This is a genomic window from Kribbella caucasensis (genome assembly GCF_004361855.1).
GTDB lineage: Bacteria > Actinomycetota > Actinomycetes > Propionibacteriales > Kribbellaceae > Kribbella > Kribbella caucasensis.
In genome coordinates this window covers 52340-74909 of record NZ_SNWQ01000028.1, presented here as the reverse complement: position 1 = coordinate 74909, position 22570 = coordinate 52340, and the positions used below count along the sequence as shown (strand labels likewise).

General features: G+C 68.6%; 17 protein-coding genes. 5 read left to right on the top strand and 12 right to left on the bottom strand.

The features are described 5' to 3' along the window. Positions 1-13: 13 nt before the first annotated feature. Positions 14-526 (top strand): glutathione peroxidase, encoded by a 513-nt coding sequence (locus tag EV643_RS37635; protein WP_133804996.1) that lies wholly within the window; start codon positions 14-16, stop codon positions 524-526. Here the strand turns inward: EV643_RS37635 and ligD are convergent. From ligD to secD, 3 genes are all read right to left on the bottom strand, one after another. Continuing rightward, complete coding sequence (gene ligD, locus EV643_RS37630) at positions 512-1483, bottom strand: non-homologous end-joining DNA ligase (protein ID WP_133804995.1); 972 nt, start codon at positions 1481-1483, stop codon at positions 512-514. The two genes, EV643_RS37635 and ligD, sit on opposite strands and share 15 nt — an antisense overlap. Beyond that, a complete protein-coding gene (locus tag EV643_RS37625; RefSeq protein WP_133805021.1) occupies positions 1480-3459 on the bottom strand; it encodes an ATP-dependent DNA helicase in 1980 nt (659 codons plus the stop codon). The genes ligD and EV643_RS37625 overlap by 4 nt, the downstream gene beginning before the upstream one ends. A gap of 77 nt (positions 3460-3536) precedes the next feature. Continuing rightward, the gene (gene secD / locus EV643_RS37620; protein WP_133804994.1) at positions 3537-5837 is read right to left on the bottom strand and encodes a protein translocase subunit SecD; all 2301 of its coding nucleotides are present in this window, start codon (positions 5835-5837) and stop codon (positions 3537-3539) included. Positions 5838-6126: 289 nt separating this feature from the next. Between secD and EV643_RS37615 the strand changes: the two genes are divergently transcribed. Then, positions 6127-7314 (top strand): S8 family peptidase, encoded by a 1188-nt coding sequence (locus EV643_RS37615; protein ID WP_133804993.1) that lies wholly within the window; start codon positions 6127-6129, stop codon positions 7312-7314. 37 nt (positions 7315-7351) lie between these two features. Here EV643_RS37615 and EV643_RS37610 read toward each other — a convergent pair whose 3' ends face one another. Together EV643_RS37610 and macS are read right to left on the bottom strand one after the other, a co-directional pair. After that, on the bottom strand, positions 7352-7993 hold the full coding sequence (locus EV643_RS37610; protein ID WP_133804992.1) for a response regulator: 642 nt from the start codon (positions 7991-7993) through the stop codon (positions 7352-7354). Next, positions 7990-9129, bottom strand: coding sequence for a MacS family sensor histidine kinase (gene macS, locus EV643_RS37605; protein ID WP_133804991.1), 1140 nt, complete (start codon positions 9127-9129; stop codon positions 7990-7992). Before macS ends, EV643_RS37610 begins: the two co-directional genes overlap by 4 nt. Positions 9130-9378: 249 nt before the next feature. On the opposite strand from macS, the gene EV643_RS37600 reads away from it, so the two are divergent. Beyond that, positions 9379-11751, top strand: a complete 2373-nt coding sequence (locus EV643_RS37600; RefSeq protein ID WP_202869928.1) for an immune inhibitor A domain-containing protein — start codon at positions 9379-9381, stop codon at positions 11749-11751. A gap of 271 nt (positions 11752-12022) precedes the next feature. Here EV643_RS37600 and hflX read toward each other — a convergent pair whose 3' ends face one another. Together hflX and dapF are read right to left on the bottom strand one after the other, a co-directional pair. Next, positions 12023-13561: a GTPase HflX gene (gene hflX / locus EV643_RS37595; RefSeq protein ID WP_133804989.1), complete on the bottom strand. Its 1539-nt coding sequence runs from the start codon at positions 13559-13561 to the stop codon at positions 12023-12025. A gap of 83 nt (positions 13562-13644) precedes the next feature. Further along, the gene (dapF, locus tag EV643_RS37590) at positions 13645-14493 is read right to left on the bottom strand and encodes a diaminopimelate epimerase (RefSeq protein WP_133804988.1); all 849 of its coding nucleotides are present in this window, start codon (positions 14491-14493) and stop codon (positions 13645-13647) included. A gap of 100 nt (positions 14494-14593) precedes the next feature. On the opposite strand from dapF, the gene EV643_RS37585 reads away from it, so the two are divergent. Continuing rightward, positions 14594-14878: a hypothetical protein gene (locus tag EV643_RS37585; protein ID WP_133804987.1), complete on the top strand. Its 285-nt coding sequence runs from the start codon at positions 14594-14596 to the stop codon at positions 14876-14878. A gap of 150 nt (positions 14879-15028) precedes the next feature. Here EV643_RS37585 and EV643_RS37580 read toward each other — a convergent pair whose 3' ends face one another. Genes EV643_RS37580 through EV643_RS37565 form a run of 4 tightly spaced genes read right to left on the bottom strand, consistent with a single transcriptional unit; the run spans position 15029 to position 19184 of the window. After that, the gene (locus tag EV643_RS37580) at positions 15029-16615 is read right to left on the bottom strand and encodes an N-acyl-D-amino-acid deacylase family protein (RefSeq protein WP_133804986.1); all 1587 of its coding nucleotides are present in this window, start codon (positions 16613-16615) and stop codon (positions 15029-15031) included. After that, positions 16612-17751, bottom strand: a complete 1140-nt coding sequence (gene menC / locus EV643_RS37575) for an o-succinylbenzoate synthase (RefSeq protein ID WP_238166078.1) — start codon at positions 17749-17751, stop codon at positions 16612-16614. Before menC ends, EV643_RS37580 begins: the two co-directional genes overlap by 4 nt. Beyond that, positions 17738-18430, bottom strand: a complete 693-nt coding sequence (locus EV643_RS37570) for a MurR/RpiR family transcriptional regulator (RefSeq protein WP_133804985.1) — start codon at positions 18428-18430, stop codon at positions 17738-17740. Before EV643_RS37570 ends, menC begins: the two co-directional genes overlap by 14 nt. Beyond that, positions 18423-19184: a GNAT family N-acetyltransferase gene (locus EV643_RS37565; protein WP_133804984.1), complete on the bottom strand. Its 762-nt coding sequence runs from the start codon at positions 19182-19184 to the stop codon at positions 18423-18425. The genes EV643_RS37570 and EV643_RS37565 overlap by 8 nt, the downstream gene beginning before the upstream one ends. Before the next feature lie 144 nt (positions 19185-19328). Here EV643_RS37565 and EV643_RS37560 point away from each other — a divergent pair, with 144 nt between their 5' ends. Next, positions 19329-20471 carry a M20/M25/M40 family metallo-hydrolase gene (locus EV643_RS37560; protein WP_202869927.1) on the top strand — a complete coding sequence of 381 codons (1143 nt, stop codon included), beginning with the start codon at positions 19329-19331 and terminating at the stop codon, positions 20469-20471. A 163-nt stretch (positions 20472-20634) separates the two neighbouring features. On the opposite strand, the gene ggt is transcribed toward EV643_RS37560, so the two are convergent. Beyond that, on the bottom strand, positions 20635-22494 hold the full coding sequence (gene ggt / locus EV643_RS37555; RefSeq protein WP_133804983.1) for a gamma-glutamyltransferase: 1860 nt from the start codon (positions 22492-22494) through the stop codon (positions 20635-20637). Positions 22495-22570: the final 76 nt, after the last annotated feature.

Sequence of the window (22570 nt, the reverse complement as noted above, 5' to 3'; positions counted from 1 at the left end):
CAGCATTGAAGGTATGACGACTGTCTATGACTTCAGCGCGCGCCGGATCGAAGGCAATGAACAGTCTCTTGCCGACTTCCGCGACCAGGTGCTCCTGGTGGTGAATACAGCCTCGCAGTGCGGCCAGACCCCGCAGTACACCGGACTGCAGAAGCTGTACAAGCAATACCGCAGGCAGGGATTCTCGGTACTCGGATTCCCCTGCGACCAGTTCGGCCACCAGGAGCCTGGCGACGAGAACGAGATCGCGAACTTCTGTTCGACGATCTATCACGTGACGTTCCCGATGTTCGCCAAGATCGACGTGAACGGGTCGAAGACCCTTCCGTTGTACAACTGGCTGAAGCGAGAGGCCGGCGGGCTGCTCGGCGGGCGGATCAAGTGGAACTTCACGAAGTTCCTCGTGGGCCGCGACGGCGAGGTGATCGCGCGCTATGCGCCGACACATACGCCGGAGAAGCTGGCGGACAAGATCGAGGCGGCGCTGACGATGCCCGCGCCCAGCCAGCGGTTAGCGGACGACTGACTCTGGGTCGATGTCCAGCCGGAGGCCTCGCCAGACGGGGTGGCGGAGGCGGGCGTCGGCGGCCCAGCCGGAGTAGGTGACTTCGGCGACCAGGATCGGGTCGAGCCAGTGGGCCACCCGGCGGTCGGGCGTGGGGATCGACGAGGCATCGAACGGCGGCTGGTCGATCTCCAGGTCAGCAAGTTCGGCGCCAAGGATCTGGAGCATCGCGAAGTCGAGGCCGGAGCCGACCTTGCCGATCAGGACCAGTTCGCCGCCAGGTTCGGCGTACGCGCCGCAGTAGAGCGAGCCGATCATGCCGGTGCGGTTACCCTCGCCGGGATGCCAGCCGCACAGGATGACGTCACGGGTCAGAACGGGCTTGACCTTGATCCAGTCGGAGCTGCGTTTGCCCGGCAGGTACCGCGACTTCCGGCGTTTCGCCACGACACCCTCGAGGCCAGTGGTAGCCGAGATGTCGAGTGCCTCTTCGCCGTCGGCGTAGGCCGCGGGGATCTCCCAGAACGGGTCGTCGATGTCCAAGGAGTCAAGCAGGCCACGGCGTTCGTCGTACGTTGCCTCCAGCAAAGACTTGCCGGCGAACCGGAGTACGTCGAAGAGTCGCACGGAAACGGGAACCTGGTTGATCAACTGGGCCAGATGGCGCGGATCGCGAACGTGCATCCGGCGCTGGAGCAGCCCGAAAGATGGCGCGCCGCTCTCGTCGAGGGTGACGATCTCACCGTCCAGAACGGCGGGGAGCTCGAGCCCGGGCGCCTGCGCGAGGCCGATCAGTTCGGGATAGCCGCCGGACACGTCCCGGGCGTTCCGCGACCAGAGCCGGCAGACGCCGTCGTCGACCTCGGCGATCACGCGGACGCCGTCCCATTTCAGCTCGTACGACCAGCCCGGGCCGGACGGCATCTCGCCGAGCGCCGCCATCATCGGCAGCACCGGCGGACTGGTCGCGGGACTCATGAAGTCTGCAGTCTCTTCAACGCGCCGAGCACCTTCTCACGATCGGCGGTCGGCCACATCGGCGGCAAGGAGGCGCGCAGGAAACCGCCGTACCGCGCGGTGACGATCCGGGGGTCGAGGATCGCGACGATCCCGCGGTCGGTGGTACGCCGGATCAGCCGCCCGGTCCCTTGCGCGAGCAACAGGGCAGCATGCGTCGCCGCGACCGACATGAAGCCGTTCCCGCCGGCCTCGTCGACGGCTCGCTGCCGCGCGGCCATCAACGGTTCGTCGGGTCGCGGGAACGGGATCCGGTCGATGATCACCAGGTTGCAGGTCGAGCCCGGCACGTCGAGGCCCTGCCAGAGCGACAGCGTGCCGAACAAGGACGTCTCCGGATCCTCGACGAACTCCCGGGACAGCTCGTTGAGATGTGCGTCGCCCTGGCAGAGGATCTTGAGATCGGTCGCCTCCCGGACCGCGGCCGTCGCCGCCTCGGCCGCCCGGCGGGACGAGAACAGGCCGAGGGTACGACCGCCCGCGGCCTTGACCAGGTCGATGATCTCGTCGAACTGCTTCTGGCCGAGCCCGTCCCGATGCGGCGGCGGCAGGTGCTTCGCGACGTACAGGATCGCCTGTTTCTCGTACTCGAACGGGGAGCCGACGTCGAGCCCTCGCCACGGCAGCGGCGCGGTCTCGGAGTCGTCGTCCACCGCAGGCATCTCATCGCCGTCGTCGAGCTTGTCAGAAGGACGGAGGCCGACCTGACGGGCGATCGCGTCGAAGTCGCCGCCGAGCGTGAGGGTGGCGGACGTGAGCACGACCGTACGGTCCTTCAGTACGAGCTCGCGGAGCAGCCCGGCCACGGTGAGCGGCGCGATCCGCAGCTCCCGGCCGAACCGATCGCGATCGACCAGCCAGACCACGTCGAGGTCGCTCAGCGCCGCGACCCGTTCGGCGACGTCGAAGATCTCCTTCACGGCGCCCTTCGACTGACGTTTGGCACCGTCGGGGTCGTCGTCCTTGTCGTCGGACTTCTTGTTCAGGTCGGAGTAGACCGCGCGCGCCGCGTCCCGGATCAGCGCGGCCGCTTCCAGTACGACCGCGTTCGTCGCCTCGATCCGGCCCTCGCGGGACTGGTCCAGCGCAGCCCGCAAGGCGTCCGACGCGTCGATCAGGTCGTCCGCGTGGTCGTCGTCGACGAACCGGCGGGACCGCTTGGCCACCCGCTCGACCATCTGCGGCGACAACTCGTCGCCTGCCGCGCCGGTCACCCGGGCCGGCAACTCGTGCGCTTCGTCGACGATCACCACGTCGTGCTCGGGCAGCACCGAACGGTTCTCGAACGCGTCGATCGACAGCAGGGCGTGGTTGGTGATGACGATGTCAGCCCTGCGCGCCTGCTCCTTCGCCTTCTCCGCGAAGCACTCCTCGCCGTACGGGCACTTCTGCGCGCCGAGGCACTCCCGGGCGGAGATCGCGACCTGCTGCCACGCCTGGTACTGGTGCGACGGGGCATGGTCGCGGTCACCAGCCGCGCCGTCCTGCAGCTGCTGCTCGGCCCATTCGCGCAGTTCGACCACCTGCTGACCGATCGGGCCGGCCGGTGGGACGTCGACCAGCATGCCCTCGTCGTCGGGCGCGCCCTCGCGGATGCGATGCAGGCAGGCGTAGTTGTTGCGGCCCTTCTGGATCGCGTACTTCGGACGCCGGGGCAGGAGTTTCTCGGTGGCGTCGAGGAGAGCCGGGACGTCGCGATCGACGAGCTGGGACTGGAGGGTGAGCGTGGCGGTGGAGACGACGACCCGGCGGTCCTCGATGGCGTGCAGCAGGGCCGGGACGAGGTAGCCGAGGGACTTGCCGGTGCCGGTGCCGGCCTGGACCAGGAGATGGGAACCGTCGTGCATCGAGTCGTTCACCGCCTCGGCCATTTGGACCTGGCCGGGACGGGTCTGTCCGTTCAAACCGGAGACCGCGGCTTCGAGCAGTTCGTGCACATCAACACCCACCGCATCACCCTAGCGGGATCGGCGGACAGATTTTCGGGGGCTGTGGACAACAGAGCCCCCGAATGTCAGACGACGGCGCCGCGATCCGGCTCGGCGTCGCGGTCCCGCTGGACGCGTTTCGGGCGCGGCGGCGGGGCGGGGTACCGCTTCTCCAGCTCGACCAGCAGCGGTGCGGCGGTCAGGTTCGACGAGTAGGTGCCGACGACGATGCCGAGCAGCAGTGCGAGCGCGAAGTCGGCCAGCGAATCGCCACCGAGGAACAGCAACGCGGTCAGGATGAACAGCGTGCTGATACCGGTGTTGATGGTTCGCGGCAGCACGTTGACGATCGCGGTGTCGACGACCGGGCCGAGCGTCTCCGTGGCGCGCGCGTTGCGGGTCTCCCGGATCCGGTCGAAGACGACGACCGAGTCGTTCACCGTGTAACCGATGATCGTCAGCAGCGCGGCCAGGAAGATGCCGTCGACGGGCTTGCCGGTCCAGGCGAAGAGGCCGATGACGACCGCGACGTTCTGCAGTAGGGCCAGGACCGCGCCCGCGCCGAAGGTCCAGCGGAACCGGACCGCCAGATACGCCAGCTGGGCGAGCAGCGCGACGCCGAGGGCGATCAGGGCCTTGTTCCGCAGTTCATTGCCGAGCGACGGGCCGATGCTCTCGTTCCGGATCAGCTCGGTACCGCCGCCGATCCGGCTGATCGACTCGCGGATCTTCTCCGCCTCGTCGTTGCTGATCGTGCCGGTCCGGACCGTGATGTCGTCGGTGCCGGATGCCTGCACCACCGCGTTCGGGTAGCCGGCCTCGGCCACCGCGGCGCGCGCCTGGTCCGGGGTGATCCGCTGGGCCGTGCTGACTTCGAGCAGTCGTCCGCCGGTGAACTCGATCCCCAGGTTCAGCCCGCGGACGATGACGCCGGCCACGCTGATCGCGATCACGACCGCGGTGATCGTCAGCCACCGCCGGCTGTGCTTCATCAGCGCCGGTCGCTTGGCCTCCAGCCAGGTCCGCACCCGGCCGTGGCCGGCGATCCCGCTGAGCGCCGGCCGGTTCAGTACGAACTTCCGCGAGACGGCGAACTCGGCGATCACCCGGACCACCACGAGCGCGGACAGGAGCGAGGCCAGGACACCGATGCTCAGCGTGACGCCGAAGCCCCGAACCGGACCGGCGGCCAGGAAGAACAGCAGACCGGCCGCGAGCAAGGTGGTGATGTTGGAGTCCGCGATCGCCGACAACGCGTTCTGGAAACCGCTGCGCAGCGATCGACGCAACCCATCGGTCCGGCCGCCGATGAAGTCTTCCCGGGCTCTCTCGAAGACCAGCACGTTGGCGTCCACGGCCATACCGATGGCCAGCACGAAACCGGCCAGTCCGGGCAAGGTCAGGGTGGCCCCGATCGCCGTCAGCGCGGCGTACGACATGCCTGCGTAGGCGATCAGGCCGATCACGGCGATGAGACCCACGAGCCGGTAGACGAAGATGATGAACAGCGCGGTCAGCGCGACGCCGATGATGCCGGCCCACGCGCTCGCCTCGATCGCGTCCTTGCCCAGCGACGGGCCGACCACGCGCTGATCGATCACGTTCACCGGGACGGGCAGCGAGCCGCCCTCGATCAGCGCGGCGAGGTCCTTGGCCGCTTCCTCGGTGAACTGTCCGGTGATCGTGCTCTGGCCGCCGGCGATGCCGATGTTGCAGAGCTGGGTGCCGCCGTTCGGGTCGACCTGCGGCGCGGTGATCACCTCGTTGTCGAGCACGATCGCGACCCGCCGCTGCGGCGCGCCGACCGGTTCGCAGGCCGCTTTGCCGGTGAGCTGGGCCCAGATCTTGCCGCCGTCACCCTTGAAGTCCATCTGGACGAACCACCCTTGGGCGGCCTGCTGCGGGTCGATCACGCCGTCCGCACCGCCGACCAGATCACCGGTCATCGCGGGCTTGGCCAGCCGCAGCAGCCCGGCGCCGTCGTCGCTCGGCAGGTACAGCTCACCGGCCGCGGGCTTGGCCGGCTTCTCCGCGACCTGGTCGAGCACCTCGTGGAAGGTGAGCTGGGCGGTCTTGCCGATCACGGCCGCCGCCTCGCGCGGGTCCTGCACGCCGGGCAGCTCGACGATGATCCGCTTCTCGCCCTGCCTGGTCACGCTCGGTTCGCTCACCCCGAGGGCGTCGATCCGGCGGCGGAGCACCTCGAGCGCCTTGTCGGTGGTCTCCCGGTTCGCCTTGACCGTCGGCGAATCACTCGCCTCCAGGACGATCTGGGTCCCACCGCGCAGGTCCAGACCGAGCTCGGGCCGAGCCGTCAGTACGGCGTATGTCGAGGCCGCGAGCACGAGCAACGCGAACACCGCACGGACCAGGGACGACCGCTTCACCAAAAGCCTCCGGGAGATGGGCATCCACTCGGTGCGGATGTCGTGGCACAGCTGAACAGACAGATCGAAACGGACAGTGTACGAACACCGTCAACGCCCAGCCATCATTGCAAATGGCCTCCGGACGGGCGGCAGCACAGTGCCATGACATCAGCGGGCGCCCGAACTGATTGACGCCTCAGCTGAGTAGGCCCTAACTTCTCACCACACTCGCTCCGTGACCGCCCGTGGACCGAGTGTGATCACCCCTCCGCCCCGGTGGGTGATCACAGTTCCCTGAGGAGGAACCGTGCGTCGCATCCGTCTGTCATTGGCCGCCGCGATCGTGCCGGCCGTCGCCCTGTCCGCCACTTTGGCCACGACCAGTGCCGCCGCACCGGCGCCAGAGCCCGGTGGCCGCATCATCGGAATCCAGGCCGCGCCCGCCGAGCCCGGTGTCAGCGCGGTGAAGGACACCTACATCGTCGAGCTGAAGAAGGGCGTCAAGCTGAAGAGCATGCGCGGGATCGCCCCGCAGCGGCAGTTCAGCACCGCCGTCAACGGGTTCAGCGCCAAGCTGACCGCCGGCCAGCTCGCCGAGCTGCAGAAGAACCCGGACGTCGTCGCGATCTCGCAGGACGTGTACGTCGAAGACGCGCTCGACACGACCCAGAACAACCCGCCGTCCTGGGGTATCGACCGGATCGACCAGCGCAACCTGCCGCTGTCGAACTCGTTCACCTACACCCGGACCGGCTCCGGCGTGCACGCGTACATCATCGACTCCGGCGTCGACCCGAGCCACCCGAACTTCGGCGGCCGGGCCAGCTTCGACTTCAACGGCATCGACTCCAACAACACCGACTGCAACGGCCACGGCACCCACGTCGCCGGGACCATCGGCTCCACCTCGTACGGCATCGCCAAGAACGTCCGGCTGCACGGTGTGAAGTGGCTGAACTGCAGCGGCGGCGGTACGGCGTCCTCGGCGATCGCGGCCGTCGACTGGGTCACCCGCAACGCGGTGAAGCCCGCGGTGGCCAACGCGTCCTGGAACTTCAGCCCGAACACGACGCTGGAGAACTCGCTCCGCGCGATGATCAACTCCGGCGTCTTCCTGGCCGCGTCGGCCGGCAACACCGGCGCGAACTCGTGTGACCGGCTGCCGCGCAAGATCTCGACCGCCCTGGTTACCGCGGCTTCCACCAGCACCGACGCCCGCGCGTCGTACTCGAGCACGGGTTCCTGCGTGGACATCTACGCACCCGGCTCGGCCATCGTCTCCACCCTGCCCGGCAACACGACCGGGTCGTACAACGGCACCTCGATGGCCACGCCGCACGTCGCCGGTGTCGCCGCGCTCTACCTGCAGACCAGCCCGTCGGCCACGCCCGCGACGGTCAAGTCGTACCTCGAGAGCAACGCCACGCCGAACGTGATCAACGGAGGCACCACCGGCGGCACGGTGAACCGCCTGCTCTTCTCGAACGGTCTCTAAGTCCTAAGCGGCCGCAGTACTCCGGTACTGCGGCCGTTCACGTGTCCTCGGTGTCGATCCCGTGCTCGATGGCGTAGCGGACCAGTTCGGCGCGGTTGTGGAGCTGCAGTTTGCGCAGGGTGTTCTGCACGTGGTTCTCCACCGTCCGGTGCGACAGGACCAGGCGGGTGGCGATCTGCTTGGCCGTCAACCCGCGCGCGACCAGCCGCAGTACCTCTGTCTCCCGCTCGGTCAGCTGGGGAACCTCCGGACCGGCCCCCAACCGCCGGTACTCCCCCAGCAGCAACCCGGCCAGCCCTGCGCTGAAGATCGCGTCCCCTTCGGCAGTACGCCGTACCGCGTCGTCGAACTCGTCCAGTGACGCCGACTTCACCAAATACCCGGACGCACCGTTCTTCACCGCGGCCAGTACGTCGCTCTGCTCGGCGCTGGCCGACAACACCAGCACCCGGGTGTCCGGGAGCGCTGTGGTGATCTCCCGGGTCGCGTCGACGCCCGAACCGTCGCCGAGTTGCAGATCCATGACCACCACGTCGGGCCTGGTCGCCAGTGCGATCCGGACACCACTCGCCTCGTCGGACGCGGTCGCGCACACGTCGTACCCGCGACTGCCGAGATCGCGGGCGACCCCTTCGCGCCACATCGGGTGGTCGTCCACGATCATCACCCGGATCGTCATGTCCTGCTCACCTTCAGCTCCCACTCGGTCCCCTCGCCCGGCGCTGTCCGGACGGTCACGCTGCCGCCGAGGTCGGTGATCCGGCCCCGGATGGACTGGCTGACTCCCAGATGGCCGTCCGACCGGGCCTGCTCGAGCCGCTCCGGCGTAGTACCGGCTCCATCGTCGCGGACGGACACCAGTACGTCGGCACCGAGGTCCTCCACCGTGACCCAGGCATGGGCATCCGGTCCCGCGTGCTTCTCCACGTTGCTGAGGGCTTCCTTGACCGCGGCAACCAACTCGCCGGCGACCGCGGCCGGGAGCAGCACCGGGTCGGCCGGTACCACGACGTCGACGCGGGTGGTGGCCAGCGGCAACAGCCACCCGCACAGATCGGTCTGGCCGTCGTGCGCGGTCGGCCTGGCGGCGGCAATCAAGTTGCGTAGCGCAACTTCCTGCTCGGCCGCGAGCGCGGCCAGCTCGACCGCCTCGCCGCCGATCGCGTTGCCGCGCCGCTGAACCTGGGCGAGCACTTGCAGTACGCCGTCGTGGATCGACCGGCTTAGGCGGAGTCGCTCGGCGGTCGCGCTCTCGGCGGCGATCGCCTTGCGCAGCCGGACGTCGGCCTGCCGCAACGACGTCGCGGCATATCCGACGACCAGCCCGGCCACCAGCAGCAGCTGCACGTTGCTGAGAACCGCCGCCGCGTTGTCGAATCCACGCAGGGACAACAGCGCGAGGCTGATGGTCGCCGCGCCGAGGAGTCCGCCGTCCCGGCCGCGGGAGATCGCCAGCGCGATCACGGGTCCGGCAGCCCAGACCGAGGTGAGCACCGACGCACCGCCACGAATGTCGATCAGCGGCTGCGCGAACAGGGTCGCGTACATGCAGCCCACGGTGACCAGGAGGTCGGCGAAGGCGAGCCTGGTGTTGCGGCGGCCCCACTGGCGGCTGTACCCGATCGAGGAGATCACCGTCCAGACGCCCATGATGGCCATCTGCAGTACGGCGCCGGACGGCCGGTGGATGCCGTCCCAACGGCTCCACACCCCGAAGCAGGCGAACGCCCAGGTGATCCACCGGAACACCACCAGCGCCCGCCACATCGGGAGCAGCAGCCCTGCCGAGTCACCGCGCTGCCGGTCGTCCGTCATCCCGTCAGTGTGTCAACCAGCGGGGCCGATGCCATGAGCCGCAGTACTCCACCCTGCTGAGTGGTATTACTCAGGGAGCTTGCGCATGATTCCCCGCTGTTGCTGAGCAATTTGGCCGAAACCACTTCAGTAACGCGGCATTTCCCCGTACTCTCGCGCAGAAATAACACGCTCGGGGGAGCCATGGTCACGCTACGTCACGCCACCGCGGCGGCGTACCGGACCGCAATACTCCGCAGGAGGGGAATCGTGCGCAAAGTATCCGCTGGGCTGCTCAGCCTGGCAGTGGCGGTGACGATCGGGTTGAGCTTCGCCTCGTCCGGCACCGCCGCCCAACCCGCCGGGACCGCCCCGGCCACCGGCGCGAATGAGGTCGCGCCGGGACCCGACGAGTTGCCCAGCCCGCTCGAGGACAAGCGCCGCGCGCTGCGCCAGGAGGCCCTGACCAAGGTGCTGAACGGTTCGGCCAAGGCTGAGAAGCGCGGTGCCAGCACCGTGGTCAAGCTCGGCACCAAGGCGGCCGGAGCCAAGGGTCAGCGCAACGCCACCACGGGCCGGGTCGACCAGTACGTCGAGCTGGCACGGGAGAAGACCGACCGGATCTTCGTCGTACTGGCCGAGTTCGGCAACGAGCGGCACCCCAGCTACCCCGACCAGGACACGTCGACGAACTTCCCTGGTCCGGCCCGGTTCGACGGACCGCTGCACAACGAGATCCCGGAGCCGGACCGGTCGGTGGACAACTCCACCGTCTGGAACCCGGACTACAACCGCGGGTACTTCGAGGACATCTACTTCGGTAGCGGCAACTCCGTGAAGAAGTACTACGAAAAGCAGTCCTCGGGCCGCTACTCGGTCGACGGCACGGTCACAGACTGGGTCAAGGTTCAGTACAACGAGGCCCGCTACGGCCGGTCCAACGGCTTCCCGTGCGCCGGCAACGTCTGCAACAACACCTGGGCCCTGGTCCGGGACTCGGTGAACCAGTGGGTCGCCGACCAGAAGGCGGCCGGCCGGACCACCGCGGAGATCACCGCCGAGCTGAAGACGTTCGACCAGTGGGACCGTTACGACTTCGACGGTGACGGCAACTTCAACGAGGCCGACGGCTACATCGACCACTTCCAGGTTGTGCACTCCGGCGGCGACCAGGCCGACGGCGACCCGTGGCAGGGCGAGGACGCGATCTGGTCGCACCGCTGGTACGTCGGCCTGGCCGGCGGCCCGGCGAACAACCCGGCCGGCGGCACCCAGCTCGGCGACACCGGGCTGTGGGTCGGCGACTACACGATCCAGCCCGAGAACGGTGGCCTGAGCGTGTTCGCGCACGAGTTCGGTCACGACCTCGGTCTGCCGGACCACTACGACACCTCGGGTGCCGCGGTGGAGAACAACGTCAACTGGTGGACGATCATGGCGCAGAGCCGGGTCGGCAAGCCGTCCGACGGTGGTATCGGTGAGCAGGCCGCCGACTTCGGTGCCTGGGACAAGCTGCAGCTCGGCTGGCTGGACTACGAGATCGTCGCGGCCGGTCAGAACCGGACCCTGGAGCTCGGCCCGCACGAGTACAACTCCAAGAAGGCCCAGGGCCTCGTCGTCACGCTGCCGAAGAAGCAGAAGGTCAACGAACTGGTCCCGCCGTTCGCCGGCACGAAGACCTGGTGGAGTGGCCAGGGCAACCAGTTCACCCACACCATGAGCCGCCAGGTCACCCTGCCGGCCGGGGCCGCCGCCAGCCTCGACTTCCAGGCCAACTGGGCGATCGAGGACTGCGGGACGACGGCGTGTGACTACGCCTACGTCGAGGTGGACGAGGGCACCGGCTACGCGCCGATCACCGGCACCATCACCAACCCCGCCGAGGGCAACGGCATCGACGGCTTCAGCGAAGGCTGGAAGCCGGCGAAGTTCGACCTGTCCGCGTACGCGGGCAAGACGATCGGCCTGCGGTTCCGCTACACCACCGACCCGGCGGCCGTCGAGAAGGGCTTCTTCGCCGACGACATCAAGGTGACCTCGGGCGCGACCACAGTGGTCGACTCCGGGGCGGAGGCCACGCCGGAAGGCTGGACGCTGGACGGGTTCAGCTCGGTGGAGGGCAGCTTCACCAGCCTGCACGACAACTACTACCTGGCGTCGCACATCAACTACGTCGCCTACGACGCGCACCTCAAGACCGGCCCGTACAACTTCGGCTTCGGTCCCGCCCTGCCGGACAAGGTGGAGCACTTCCCGTACCAGGACGGCCTGCTGATCTGGTACTGGGACACCTCGCACTCCGACAACAACACGAACGTGCACCCGGGCGAGGGCCTGGTCCTGCCGGTCGACTCGCACCCGGTCCCGATCAACCGTCTCGACGGTCAGCTCTGGCGCCCGCGGGTCGGCGGTTACGACGCACCGTTCGGACTGGAGAAGGCCGACTCGTTCAACCTGAACGTGAGCGGTCAGCCGAGCTACATCCGCGGCCAGAACGGTGTGAAGACGTTCAACGACAGCAAGACCTACTGGTACCCGGAGCAGCCGACCGCCGGCGTCAAGGTGCCGAACAACAAGGTCAACATCAGCGTCGTCTCCCGCACCGGAACCACGATGACGGTCAAGGTCTCGGCAAGAAACTGATGCCCTAAGCAACAAATAGAGGCGGCCCGGAGAACCCATCTCCGGGCCGCCTCCCGTTTGCAACCGGTACGCCGGTACGCCGGGTGCGAGCAATTCCTCAAGCGCTGGTCACGTGATTCCCCGGGACAGGCGCAAGCAAGCCCGCCAACGCCACAGCACGGTAACGAATTGCCACATAGCGCTGTACCGCGCAACCACCCGCACGACCCGACACGGATCCACAAAGCGACGGCCGGCGTCCTTAGCGAACGCCGGCCTTCGGTACTGCGGGTCAGTGGGTCGGGGCCACCTGGTAGGGGGCGAGTTCGCCGGCGAGGCCCGGGTGGACTCGGGCGGCGAGGCGGGTGCCTTCCGGGGTGTGCTCGAGTTGGTCGACTGAGCCCTCGGAGTGGATCCGGGAGACCAGGTCGCCACGGTCGTACGGGAGCAGCGCGTCGATGGCGATGTCCGGTTGCGGGAGCGACGCCTCGACCAGGAGCTTCAGCTTGTCGATGCCTTCGCCGGTGTGGGCCGAGACCACGACCGCGCGCGGTTCGCGGTGCAGGATCGGAGCCAGTGCGATCGGGTCGGCCAGGTCGGCCTTGTTGATCACCATGATCTCCGGGACGTCCGAGGCGCCGATCTCGGCGAGCACCCCGCGCACCGCCTGGATCTGGGCCAGCGGGTCCGGGTGCGACCCGTCGACGACATGCAGCAGCAGGTCCGCGTCGGCGACCTCCTCCAGCGTCGAACGGAACGCCTCGACGATGTCGTGCGGCAGGTGCCGGACGAATCCGACGGTGTCGGTGAACGTGTACACCCGACCGTCCGAGGTCGTCGTACGGCGGGTCGTCGGGTCCAGAGTCGCGAACAGCGCGTTCTCGACCAGGACGCCTGCGCCAGTGAGGTTGTTCAGCAGCGAGGACTTGCCCGCGTTGGTGTAGCCCGCGATCGCGACCGAGGGGATCGAGTTGCGGCGGCGCTCCTGGCGCAGCGTCGCACGGGAGCCCTTCAGGTCCTTCAGTTCGCGGCGCAGCTTGGCGATCTTGGTGTTGATCCGGCGCCGGTCGGTCTCGATCTTGGTCTCACCGGGACCACGGCCACCGATACCGCCACCGGCCGCACCGACGCGACCACCGGCCTGGCGGGACAGGTTGCCACCCCAACCACGCAGCCGCTGCTTCATGTACTGCAGCTGGGCCAGCTCGACCTGGGCCTTGCCTTCCTTGCTCTTCGCGTGCTGGGCGAAGATGTCCAGGATCAGGGCGGTCCGGTCGACCACCTTCACCTTGAGCCGATCCTCCAGGTTGCGCAGCTGGGCCGGCGCGAGCTCGCCGTCGGCGATCACGGTGTCGGCGCCCAGCGAGGCGACCAGCTGACGTAGGTCCTGCACCTTGCCGGAGCCGATGAAGGTCGCCGGGTCGGGCTTCTTGCGCCGCTGGATGACGCCTTCGAGCACCTCGGAGCCGGCTGTCTCGGCGAGCAGTTTCAGCTCGGCCAGCGAGTTCTCCGTGTCCTCGGCGGTGCCTTCGGTCCACACACCGACCAGCACTACCCGCTCGAGCAGCAGCTTGCGGTACTCGACCTCGCTGATGTCGGTCAGCTCGGTCGACATCCCGACGACGCGGCGCAGCGCCTGGCGCTCCTCGAGATCGAGGCCTTCGGTGCTCAGCTCGCCCCGGTCGTAGCCCGAGTCGTACTCGTCGTCGTGGCTGTCGTGGTTGTGATTGTCGTGGTCGTGACCCGTCGACGAATCGTCCTCGTCACCGCCCTGAATCAGGTCGAGTTCGACGTCGGTGGTCTCGTCGTAAGAATTCGAATGGGTCGTCATATACCTTCCATCGTGGCACGGGCCACCGACACAGGCGACCCGATTTCAGTCACCAACGCCCAACGATCGTGCTGAATTCCCGTTCAGGCAGGCAGCCAGGCCCGGTCGAACACTCCCCGTGCATGAACGACTGCAGGACCGGTCAACTCCAGGTGGTTGTCCGCCCGCCAAGTCACCGTCACAGCCCCACCCAGTACGCCGACCCGGTACGTGACCGGCAGCTCCTGCCGAGCGGCCCGGGCGGATGCCACGGTCACGGCACAGGTCCCCGTCCCGCAGGACCGGGTCTCCCCCGACCCACGCTCGTGCACTCGCATTTCGACCTCGTTCGGGCCCTTCCGGACCACGAACTCCACGTTCACCCCGTCCGGGAACGCCTCCACTGGAGACCAACCCGGCTGCTCCAGCAACCAACCCGGTTCGCGCAGATCGTCCACGAAGGCGACCGCGTGCGGGTTGCCCATGTCCACGTGCAGGGCCGGCCACTGATGTCCGTTCGCCTCCACCACGATGCCGCTCGGCCGGGGCAGCGCCGGTTCGCCCATGTCCGCGGTGAACGTGCCGTCGTCGTTCAGCACGACCTCCTTCACACCCGCTCGGGTCCCGACCCGGACCGGCTTGTCGCCGACCAGCCCTTCGTCCGCCAGGTACCGGACGAACACCCGGATCCCGTTGCCGCACATCTCCGCGACCGATCCGTCGGCGTTGCGGTAGTCCATGAACCAGTCGCCGCCGTCCTCGACGTACGACTGCTTGGACCCCTCGATCACCCGGAGAACGCCATCCGCCCCGATCCCGGCGTGCCGGTCGCACAGGAACCGCACCAGCCCCGCGTCGAGGTCTCCATGGATCGTGCCGTCGGGGTCCGGCAGCAGCACGAAGTCGTTCTCGGTGCCGTGCCCCTTCAGCCAGGGGAAGGTGCTGGTGCTCATCCACGTCCTCGCTTCGCTCCGGGCGCGGATGAGACACGAGATGCACTGTGCCTGATGGCCTCGCTTCGCTCGCCCATAGGGAGATCGTACGGTTTGACGCATGGCAGACGAGCACGTCGCGTACTTCTGGGACCGCGAGGACGCCGACGCGGTCGCCGAGGCGCTCGGTGGGGAGGTCCGGCGGGAGCGATTCCACGGCGAGGACGACGACGAGGACCACCCGTGGGTCGTCCTCCTGCCAACGCCCACCGATTCCGACCAGCTCGAAACCCTTCTCCACAGCCACGACGGCTGGCTCGAATCCCCCACCACCGAGCCACCGCCGCCCACGCCCCCACCCCTCCCCACCCAACCCCGCCGCCTCAAACACACCCCACCCACCTGACCCGCCGCCCCGCCCGCACCCCCTCCCAACCAACCCCGCCGCCTCAAGAATCCGCCAACCACCTGACCCGCCGCCCCGACCTCACCCCACGGCCCGCCCGACCGATCCCCGCCTGCCCGATCCCACCTCCCGGCACTGCGCTCGCCCTTCTCAGCTCTTCCGCAGGACGCGGCCTGGGCGGAGGTTGGTTGGTACGCCGTCGCGCAGTACGGGCTCCCCCGAGACCAGCACGTGCTCGATGCCGACCGATAACTGCCACGGATCGTCGTACGTCGAACGGTCGGCGGCCTTCCCCGGATCGAGCACCACGAGATCGGCCACGGCGCCTGGTCTGATCACACCGCGATCGTCCAGACGGAGCCGTGAAGCCGGCAGTGAAGTCATCCGGCGGATCGCCTCGACCAGGGTCAGCACTCCACGATCGCGCGCATAGCGACCCAGCACTCGTGGGAAGGTCCCGAAGTTCCGCGGGTGTGGACGGCCGCTGCCGGTCGCTCGGAGGATCCAGCCGTCGCTCACCACGCTCGTCCACGGATGGCGGAGGACGGTGACGACGTCCTGCTCACTCATCCCGTGGTTGACCACGCTGACCGCCGCCTGGTGGTTCTCCAGCACCCGCAGGGCCGCCTCCGCCCCATCCACGCCTTCACGTCGCGCGATCTCGGCGAGGCTGAGGCCGCGACCGTCCTCGTATGGCCCGGGCGGTAGCGACGCGATCATCACGTTGCCGGGATCGAGGATGTCTTGGTCCCGGATGGCATCGGCGACCCGCTCGCGTTCGGCGGGGTCGGCGAGGCGCGCCAGCAGGCCTGCGGCACCGCCTTCCATCGTCCAGGTCGGGAGCCGGGCCGTGAGGGTGGTGCTGGAAGCTGTGTACGGGTAGACGTCGCAGGCCACGTCCAGACCCTCCACCCGAGCCTGGTCCATCAACTCGAGGGCAGCGTGAACCCTCCCGTGGTTGGCCGGTCCCATTGCCTTCAGGTGGGACACCTGCAGCCTGGCGCCACCGGCCCGGGCGGCCTCGATCGCCTCGTCCAGCGCCTCCAGCAGCCGTGCACCCTCGTTGCGGAGGTGGGTGGAGTAGAGCAGGCCGCATTCTGCAGCCGTCGCGACCAGTGCGGCTACTTCGGACGGTTCCGCGAAGGTGCCGGGAGCGTAGATCAGACCTGTGGAGAAGCCGAATACGCCTTGCTGAGCTGCCTCTCGGAGCAGTGCCTGCATCTGGTGCAGCTCAGCTTCAGTCGGCGCCCGCTCGGCACCACCGAGTACGGCGAGCCGGAGCGCCGAATGGCCAACCTGCAAGGCCACATTGATCGCGAGGCCGACGCCGTCCAAGGTGTCCGCAAGTCCCTGGGCGTCTTGCCACGACCAACTGATCTCCGGCGCCAGGAACGCCGTGCCGGCACGCATCTGCTCCAGATCCGCGATCGGGAAGGGCGACCAGCCGCAGTTCCCGGTAACCAGAGTCGTGACGCCCTGATGCAACTGGGTGATCGCCTCCGGGCTCGCCTCCGCGGAGAAGTCCGCGTGCGAGTGCAGGTCGATGAACCCCGGCGCAACGATGTTGCCACCGGCATCGATCACCTCACCCCCGGCCGGCAGCCCAGTCCCGGACCGCCGCTCGGGGTCGGCAGGGAGCACCGCTGTGATCCGGCCGTCGGCGAGCAGCACGGTTGCGGGGATCGGCTCGGCGCCGGTCCCGTCGACGACCAGGCCGCCTGTGATCGCACCGATCATGTCGCCACGCAGGTCGTGCTGGAGATCGTGTTGGCGGCGATCAACTCGGTGTCCACGGCGTGGCCGAGACCTGGCGTCGCCGGGACTCGTACTACGCCCTGGTGGGCGGTCACGGTGGGCGTGATGACGTCGCGGGCGTAGTACTTGTCCGAGGCGGAGACGTCCGACGGCAAGGTGAACCCGGGCAGGCTGGACAGCGCCACGTTGGCGGCGCGGCCGATGCCGAACTCGTGCATGCCGCCGCACCAGACAGCGATACCAGACTGTTGAGCGAGGTCGTGCGCCGCGCGGGCGACGGTCAGCCCACCCATCCGCGACACCTTGATGTTGAGCACGCGTAGTGATTCCAGCGAGAGCGCGGTCTCCAAGTCCCCCAGCGTCTCCACGCTCTCGTCCAGGCACACCGGGGTTTGCACCGCGCGCTGCAGCCGGGTATGCGCCAACAGGTCCCGGGGTGCGAAAGGCTGCTCGATCATCGTCAGCCCGAACTCGTCCAGCGACACCAGCGCGGTCAGGTGATCGGCCGACTCCGAATAGATGCCGTTGGCATCGACATGCAGATCCAGGTCCGGGAACTCCGCCCGGACCGCGCGAACGGGTTCGACGTCCCAGCCGGGGGCGATCTTCAGCTTCACCCGGGGATAGCCCGCGTCGACCTGGCGGCGTACCTCGATCAGCAGGTCGTCGATGGTCGGTTCGATACCGAGCGAGACGCCCGCAGTGACTTCTGACCGGGTCCCACCTAGGGCCTTCGCGAGCGGCACACCTTGCACTGCGGACCAGAGCACCCACGCGGCGACGTCGACACCGGCCTTCGCGAACTGGTTGCCGCGGACCTTCGCCCAGAACCGCGGCACCTGCTCCGGCGTACCCCACTCCTGCCCGACCAACGCAGGCAGCAGGTAGCGCTCGGCGATGTGCCAGCACGACTCCACCGTTTCCGGTGCGTAGTACGGGTCGGACGGGGAGGCGATCTCGCCCCAGCCGACCGCGCCGGACGCGTCTTCCAGCTCGACCAGGATGTGGTCCAACTCGGTCTTGCGGTGCGAGCTGGTCCGGAACTCGTGCACCAGTGGCAGCCGGACCCTGTGCAGGCGGGCCGCGGTGATTCGGATCGGGGTTTCAGTCGACGACATAGAGACCCAGCTCCGTGTTCAGACGGTCGCGTTCGCCGAGGCGGCGGCGGGCGCCCTTCGCGCTCGCGGTGGTCAGGGTCGCGAGCACGTACAGGACGGCCGCGACGACGGTCGGCGAGTCCACGTACGACGCGCTGCCAGTGGCGACGTAGATGGACTGGTCCGCGATGTCGGCGAGTGGGGCGTCGTCGAAGTCGGTGATCGCGACGAGTTCACCGCCGGCCTCGGAGAAGCGGCGCGCTATCTCGACGGTGTCGCGTCGATAGCGGCGCAGCGAGAACGCCACCATCAGGTCGCTGGAACGGACATCGGACAGCACGTCGATGCTGCGGACGACGGTGCCGTCGATCAGCGTGACGTGCGAGAGGGCGGCGCTGAGATCGAAGGCGAGCAGCGACGCGTAGGAGAACGATTTGCTCGAGCCGACGATGAACCGGCGCCTGGCCGCGACGATCCGGGCGGCTGCCTGGGCGATCGAGTCGTCGGCGAGGATCAGGTCGAGCGCCTCGGCGATCGAGGCCCGCTCCTGCTCGACAACACGTTGCTGGAGCATCGACGACGAGCGCCGTTGCAGGCGAGCGTCGTACCGCAGATGCGGACTGGCCAAGTCCCTGTTCCGCGCCCGCTGATCCTCAGCCCCGGTCGTGACGCGGGCTCGTTGGCTCCGTGGCTCAGACATCGCTTGCCTCCAGGGCCGGCTCGAAGTAGTAGATCGCCGTCTCCGGATCCACTCGGCTGCAGGAGACGGCGACCAGGCCTTTGCCGAACAAATCGGTGAAGGCCGACCGTACGTCGCGGCGTACCTGCTCGGCGGTCTCCGGGCGGGTTGCGGACAGACCGTAGAAGTCGGCGGGCAGGGCAAGCCACAGATCGTTGGCGTCCCCACCTGGCATGCCCCAGTCCGCCTCGGTCACCGCAGGTACTGGTCTCGGCTGCGGCGGCCTATCTCCCCCGCGCAGGTCCCACTCGACGATCACGCGGTCGGTGCCCGGGCCGTACAGGTCCTGCTTGAACCAGCGCCCCCGCGCGCCGAGGACGTCGAAGTTGAAGTGTGCGTTGCGGGTCTGGAACGGGTCGTAGGTCCAGCGCATTTGCGTCATGCCGTGCTGCAGGGCGACCTCGCCTTGCGCACGTTTGAGGCGCCGCCCGAGACCTCGGCCCTGCTGGTCCGCAGCAACCACGGCGGACTGCGAGTAGTGGTACAACGCCTGGCCGTCCGTGCCGCAGAACCCGTAGGCGAACGCGACGATCCGGTCCGCATCGTCCAGCACGCCCACCACCGAGCCGCCGTTGGCCGCCAGTGCGCCGAGCAGCCTCGGATTCAGGCCGTAGTCGGGATGCTGATAGCCGAACACAGCGCGGTAGAGCTGCGCGGCCTCCGCGAACTGCGCCGGAGTCGTCAGCGTGACGGTGCGGAACTCGCTCTCGGCCATCCGAACCTCCGCTTCAAAGATACGTAACGGATCTTGCTCGCGATCTGAGTAAACATCGTCGGCCGGCGCGGGGTCAAACTCTGTTCAGCAAGCGATACCGAGCGCATTACCGGTCGGCGGCGATTGATGATACGTTTTCTATCCATGAGGGCCGGATTGCAGGAGGCAGCCGCTCGGCGGGCGGGGTGGATGGTCGCCCAGCTGCGCGAGTATGTCGAGCACGAGACGCCGACGGGTGACGCCGAGGCGCTGAATGGGTTCGCCGATCGCCTCCTGACCCGGTACGCCGAGCTCGGCGGAACCGCACGACGGGAGCCGGCGGCAACAGGTGATCACGTGGTCGCGAACTTCCCGGGCCGGGGACCGCGTGCTGATGAACCACCGGTGCTGTTCCTCGGCCATCACGACACCGTCTGGCCGATCGGGCAGCTCGACGGCCCGATGCCCTGGCGCGAGCAGGACGGTGTACTCCGCGGGCCCGGCGTCTTCGACATGAAGGGCGGGCTGGTCGTCCTGGAGACCGCGCTCGCACTGGTCGGTGAGCTGAGCCTCGATCATCGGCCGGTGCGGGTCGTCGTCACGGCAGACGAGGAGGTCGGTTCTCCGTCCGCGCGCGATCTCGTCAGCGCAGAATCGGCCGGCGTGGTCGCAGCCCTCGGCTTCGAGTCGCCGCACCCGAACGGCGACCTGAAGACCGCCCGCCGGGGTAGCAGCCGAGTGCGGATCGAGGCCACCGGGCGGGAGGCGCACGCTGCCCTCGACCCCGGCAGCGGTGCCTCCGCGATCGATGAGCTGGTCGACCAGCTGATCGCAGTTCGCTCCCTGGTCACGCAGTACGACGACGTGTTGTGCAATGTGGGGACGATCACCGGCGGCGGGCGGACGAACGTCGTACCAGGGTTCGCGGCGGCCGAACTCGGTTTCCGTTTCGTCGATCCGGACACCGAGCGCGCCGTCCTCGACGCCGTCACCCAGCTGCAGCCTCTGCGAGCCAAGGCGAAGTTGCAGATTTCCGTACTGTCGAACCGCCCGGCCTGGCAGCCGTCCGCGGCGGGCGCCGAGCTACTCGCGGCGGTCGCGGCAGCCAGTCGGTCATTGGGTCAGGAGATCGGCGGGGCGGTCGCGGCCGGAGCCGCCGACACCAACCTGACCGGCTGGCTCGGCGTCCCCACCCTCGATGGCCTCGGCCCACTCGGCAAAGGCGCCCACGCCCGCCACGAACAAGTAGTAGCCGCCAGCCTCCCCCATCGCGCAGCTCTCACGGCCGCCATCATCACCACCCTCTAACACCCGTCCACGCGGCGGTTGGCGGCGCTGCGGCGGCGCGGGCAGCGGCATACCCCCACCGGGCACGGGGCGCGAGGTTGGGACATGCGGAGGCGGGCCGCAGCAGCGGGCGGTTGGCGGGCGACGCCGCCGCGCCCCGGGTTGGGGCGCGGCGGGTGGGGGGTCAGCGGGGCCAGAGTTGGAAGACTGTGCCGGCGGAGCCGCCGCCTCGGCGGGTGGGTTCGGCGGCGGCTAGGACGGCTCCGCCGGGGAGGAACTCCAGGGCGGCGACGGCGCCGATGTCGGCGGCTGAGGTGCCCGGGGCACCCGACTGCACGAAGGTGTGTCCGAGTGCCTGCAGTTCAGGCACCACTGCCGTCGAAAGGAAGCCCGGTTCGGCAGTCACGCTCACCGTGTTGCGTTGCGAGGCTCGCGGTGCGGCGACGGCCTCGGGCAGCGTCATCCCCCGGTCCACGCGGTTCGTCAGGGTCTGCAGAACTGTGGTGATGATGGTCGAGCCACCGGGCGAGCCGAGTGCGACGAACGGCTTGCCGTTGCGCAGCACGATCGTCGGCGACATCGAGGACCGCGGCCGCTTGCCCGGCTCGATCCGGTTCGGGTCGGTCGCGTTGAACACCGTGGTGAAGTCGGTCAGCTCGTTGTTCAGGATGAAACCACGACCAGGCACGGTGATGCCGCTGCCGCCGGTCTGCTCGATCGTCAGCGTGTATGCGACCACATTGCCCCACCGGTCGGCCGTGGTCAGGTGGGTCGTGGACAGCCCCTCGGTATCGGGCCGCTCACCGACGGCCACGCCGGCCGCGCAGGGGCTGTAGTCCCCATCCGGAACACCAGGTGCAACCGGTTTGGTCAGAGCGGCGGCCGGGTCGATGTTGCAGGCCCGCTCGGCCGCGAATCCCTTGGAAAGCAGCTCATTCGTCGGCACGGGGGTGAATGCTGGATCACCGACGAAGCGGCCGCGGTCGGCGAATGACAGTGCAGACGACTCGAAGTAGTAGTGCAGCGCCTGGGCGGGTGACTTCGCCGCCAGGTCAGTGGTGCCGAGGATGTTCAGCGCCTCACCCACGGTCGTGCCGCCCGACGACGACGGCGCCATCCCGTACACGTCCAGCCCGCGGTAAGTCACCTTGGTCGGCATCCGATCCACCACGTCGTACGCCGCGAGGTCGGCCGTGGTGAGGTGGCCCGGCATCACCGGCAAGGTGGTTCCCGGAGTCTTCGGCGGGTTCTGGACCGTCGCGGCCATCTCCGCTGCCAGCGGGCCGCCGTAAAACGCGTCGACACCCTTCTTGCCGAGCAGGTCGTAGGTCTTCGCCAACTCCGGGTTGCGGAATACCGTGCCGACCAGCGGGGCGTCGCCATTGGGCAGGAACAGCTTGGCCGTTGGCACAAGCGCGGCGAAGCGGTCCTTGTTGTCGAGGGTCTGGGTGCGGAACGTCTGGTCGACCACGAACCCCTGGTCGGCCAGCTTCGCCGCAGGCGCGATCGCCTTCCCCAGCGAAAACGTGCCCCAACGGTCGAGCGCCTCGTCCCAGGTAGCCGGGGTGCCCGGGACACCGACCGAGACACCCGAGGTGACCAGTTCGGGGAAGAACCGGTACGGCGCGCCCGTCGCCGGGTCGATGAACGCGTCCGTCGGCATGTCGGCGGGGGCCGTCTCGCGGCCGTCGAGGGTGTGCACCTTGCGGGTCTTGGCGTTGTAGAAGACGAAGTAGCCACCGCCGCCGATGCCCGCGGAGTACGGCTCGGTCACGCCGAGCGCTGCGGCGGTCGCCACGGCCGCGTCGACCGCGTTGCCGCCGCGCCGCAGTACGGACAGGCCGATCTTGGTCGCGTCGGGGTCGACCGAGGACACGGCGCCGCCGAAACCAATGGCCGTCGGGACCTTCGGCGGGGGCTGCGGCGAGTCGGCAACCTGGGACTGAACCTGGGTCTGTGATTGGGCCTGCGCGCCGCCGGCGGTGAGGGCGGTCAGGACGAGCGCGCCCGCGGTCAGGGATGCGGCCAGCTTCTTCGGTTTCACCGGGGACCTCCGCGGAGTCGGCGTACAGGGGACAGCCCCTTGCCTACCCCGTCAGCGAGGTGAACGCCAGTTCTGG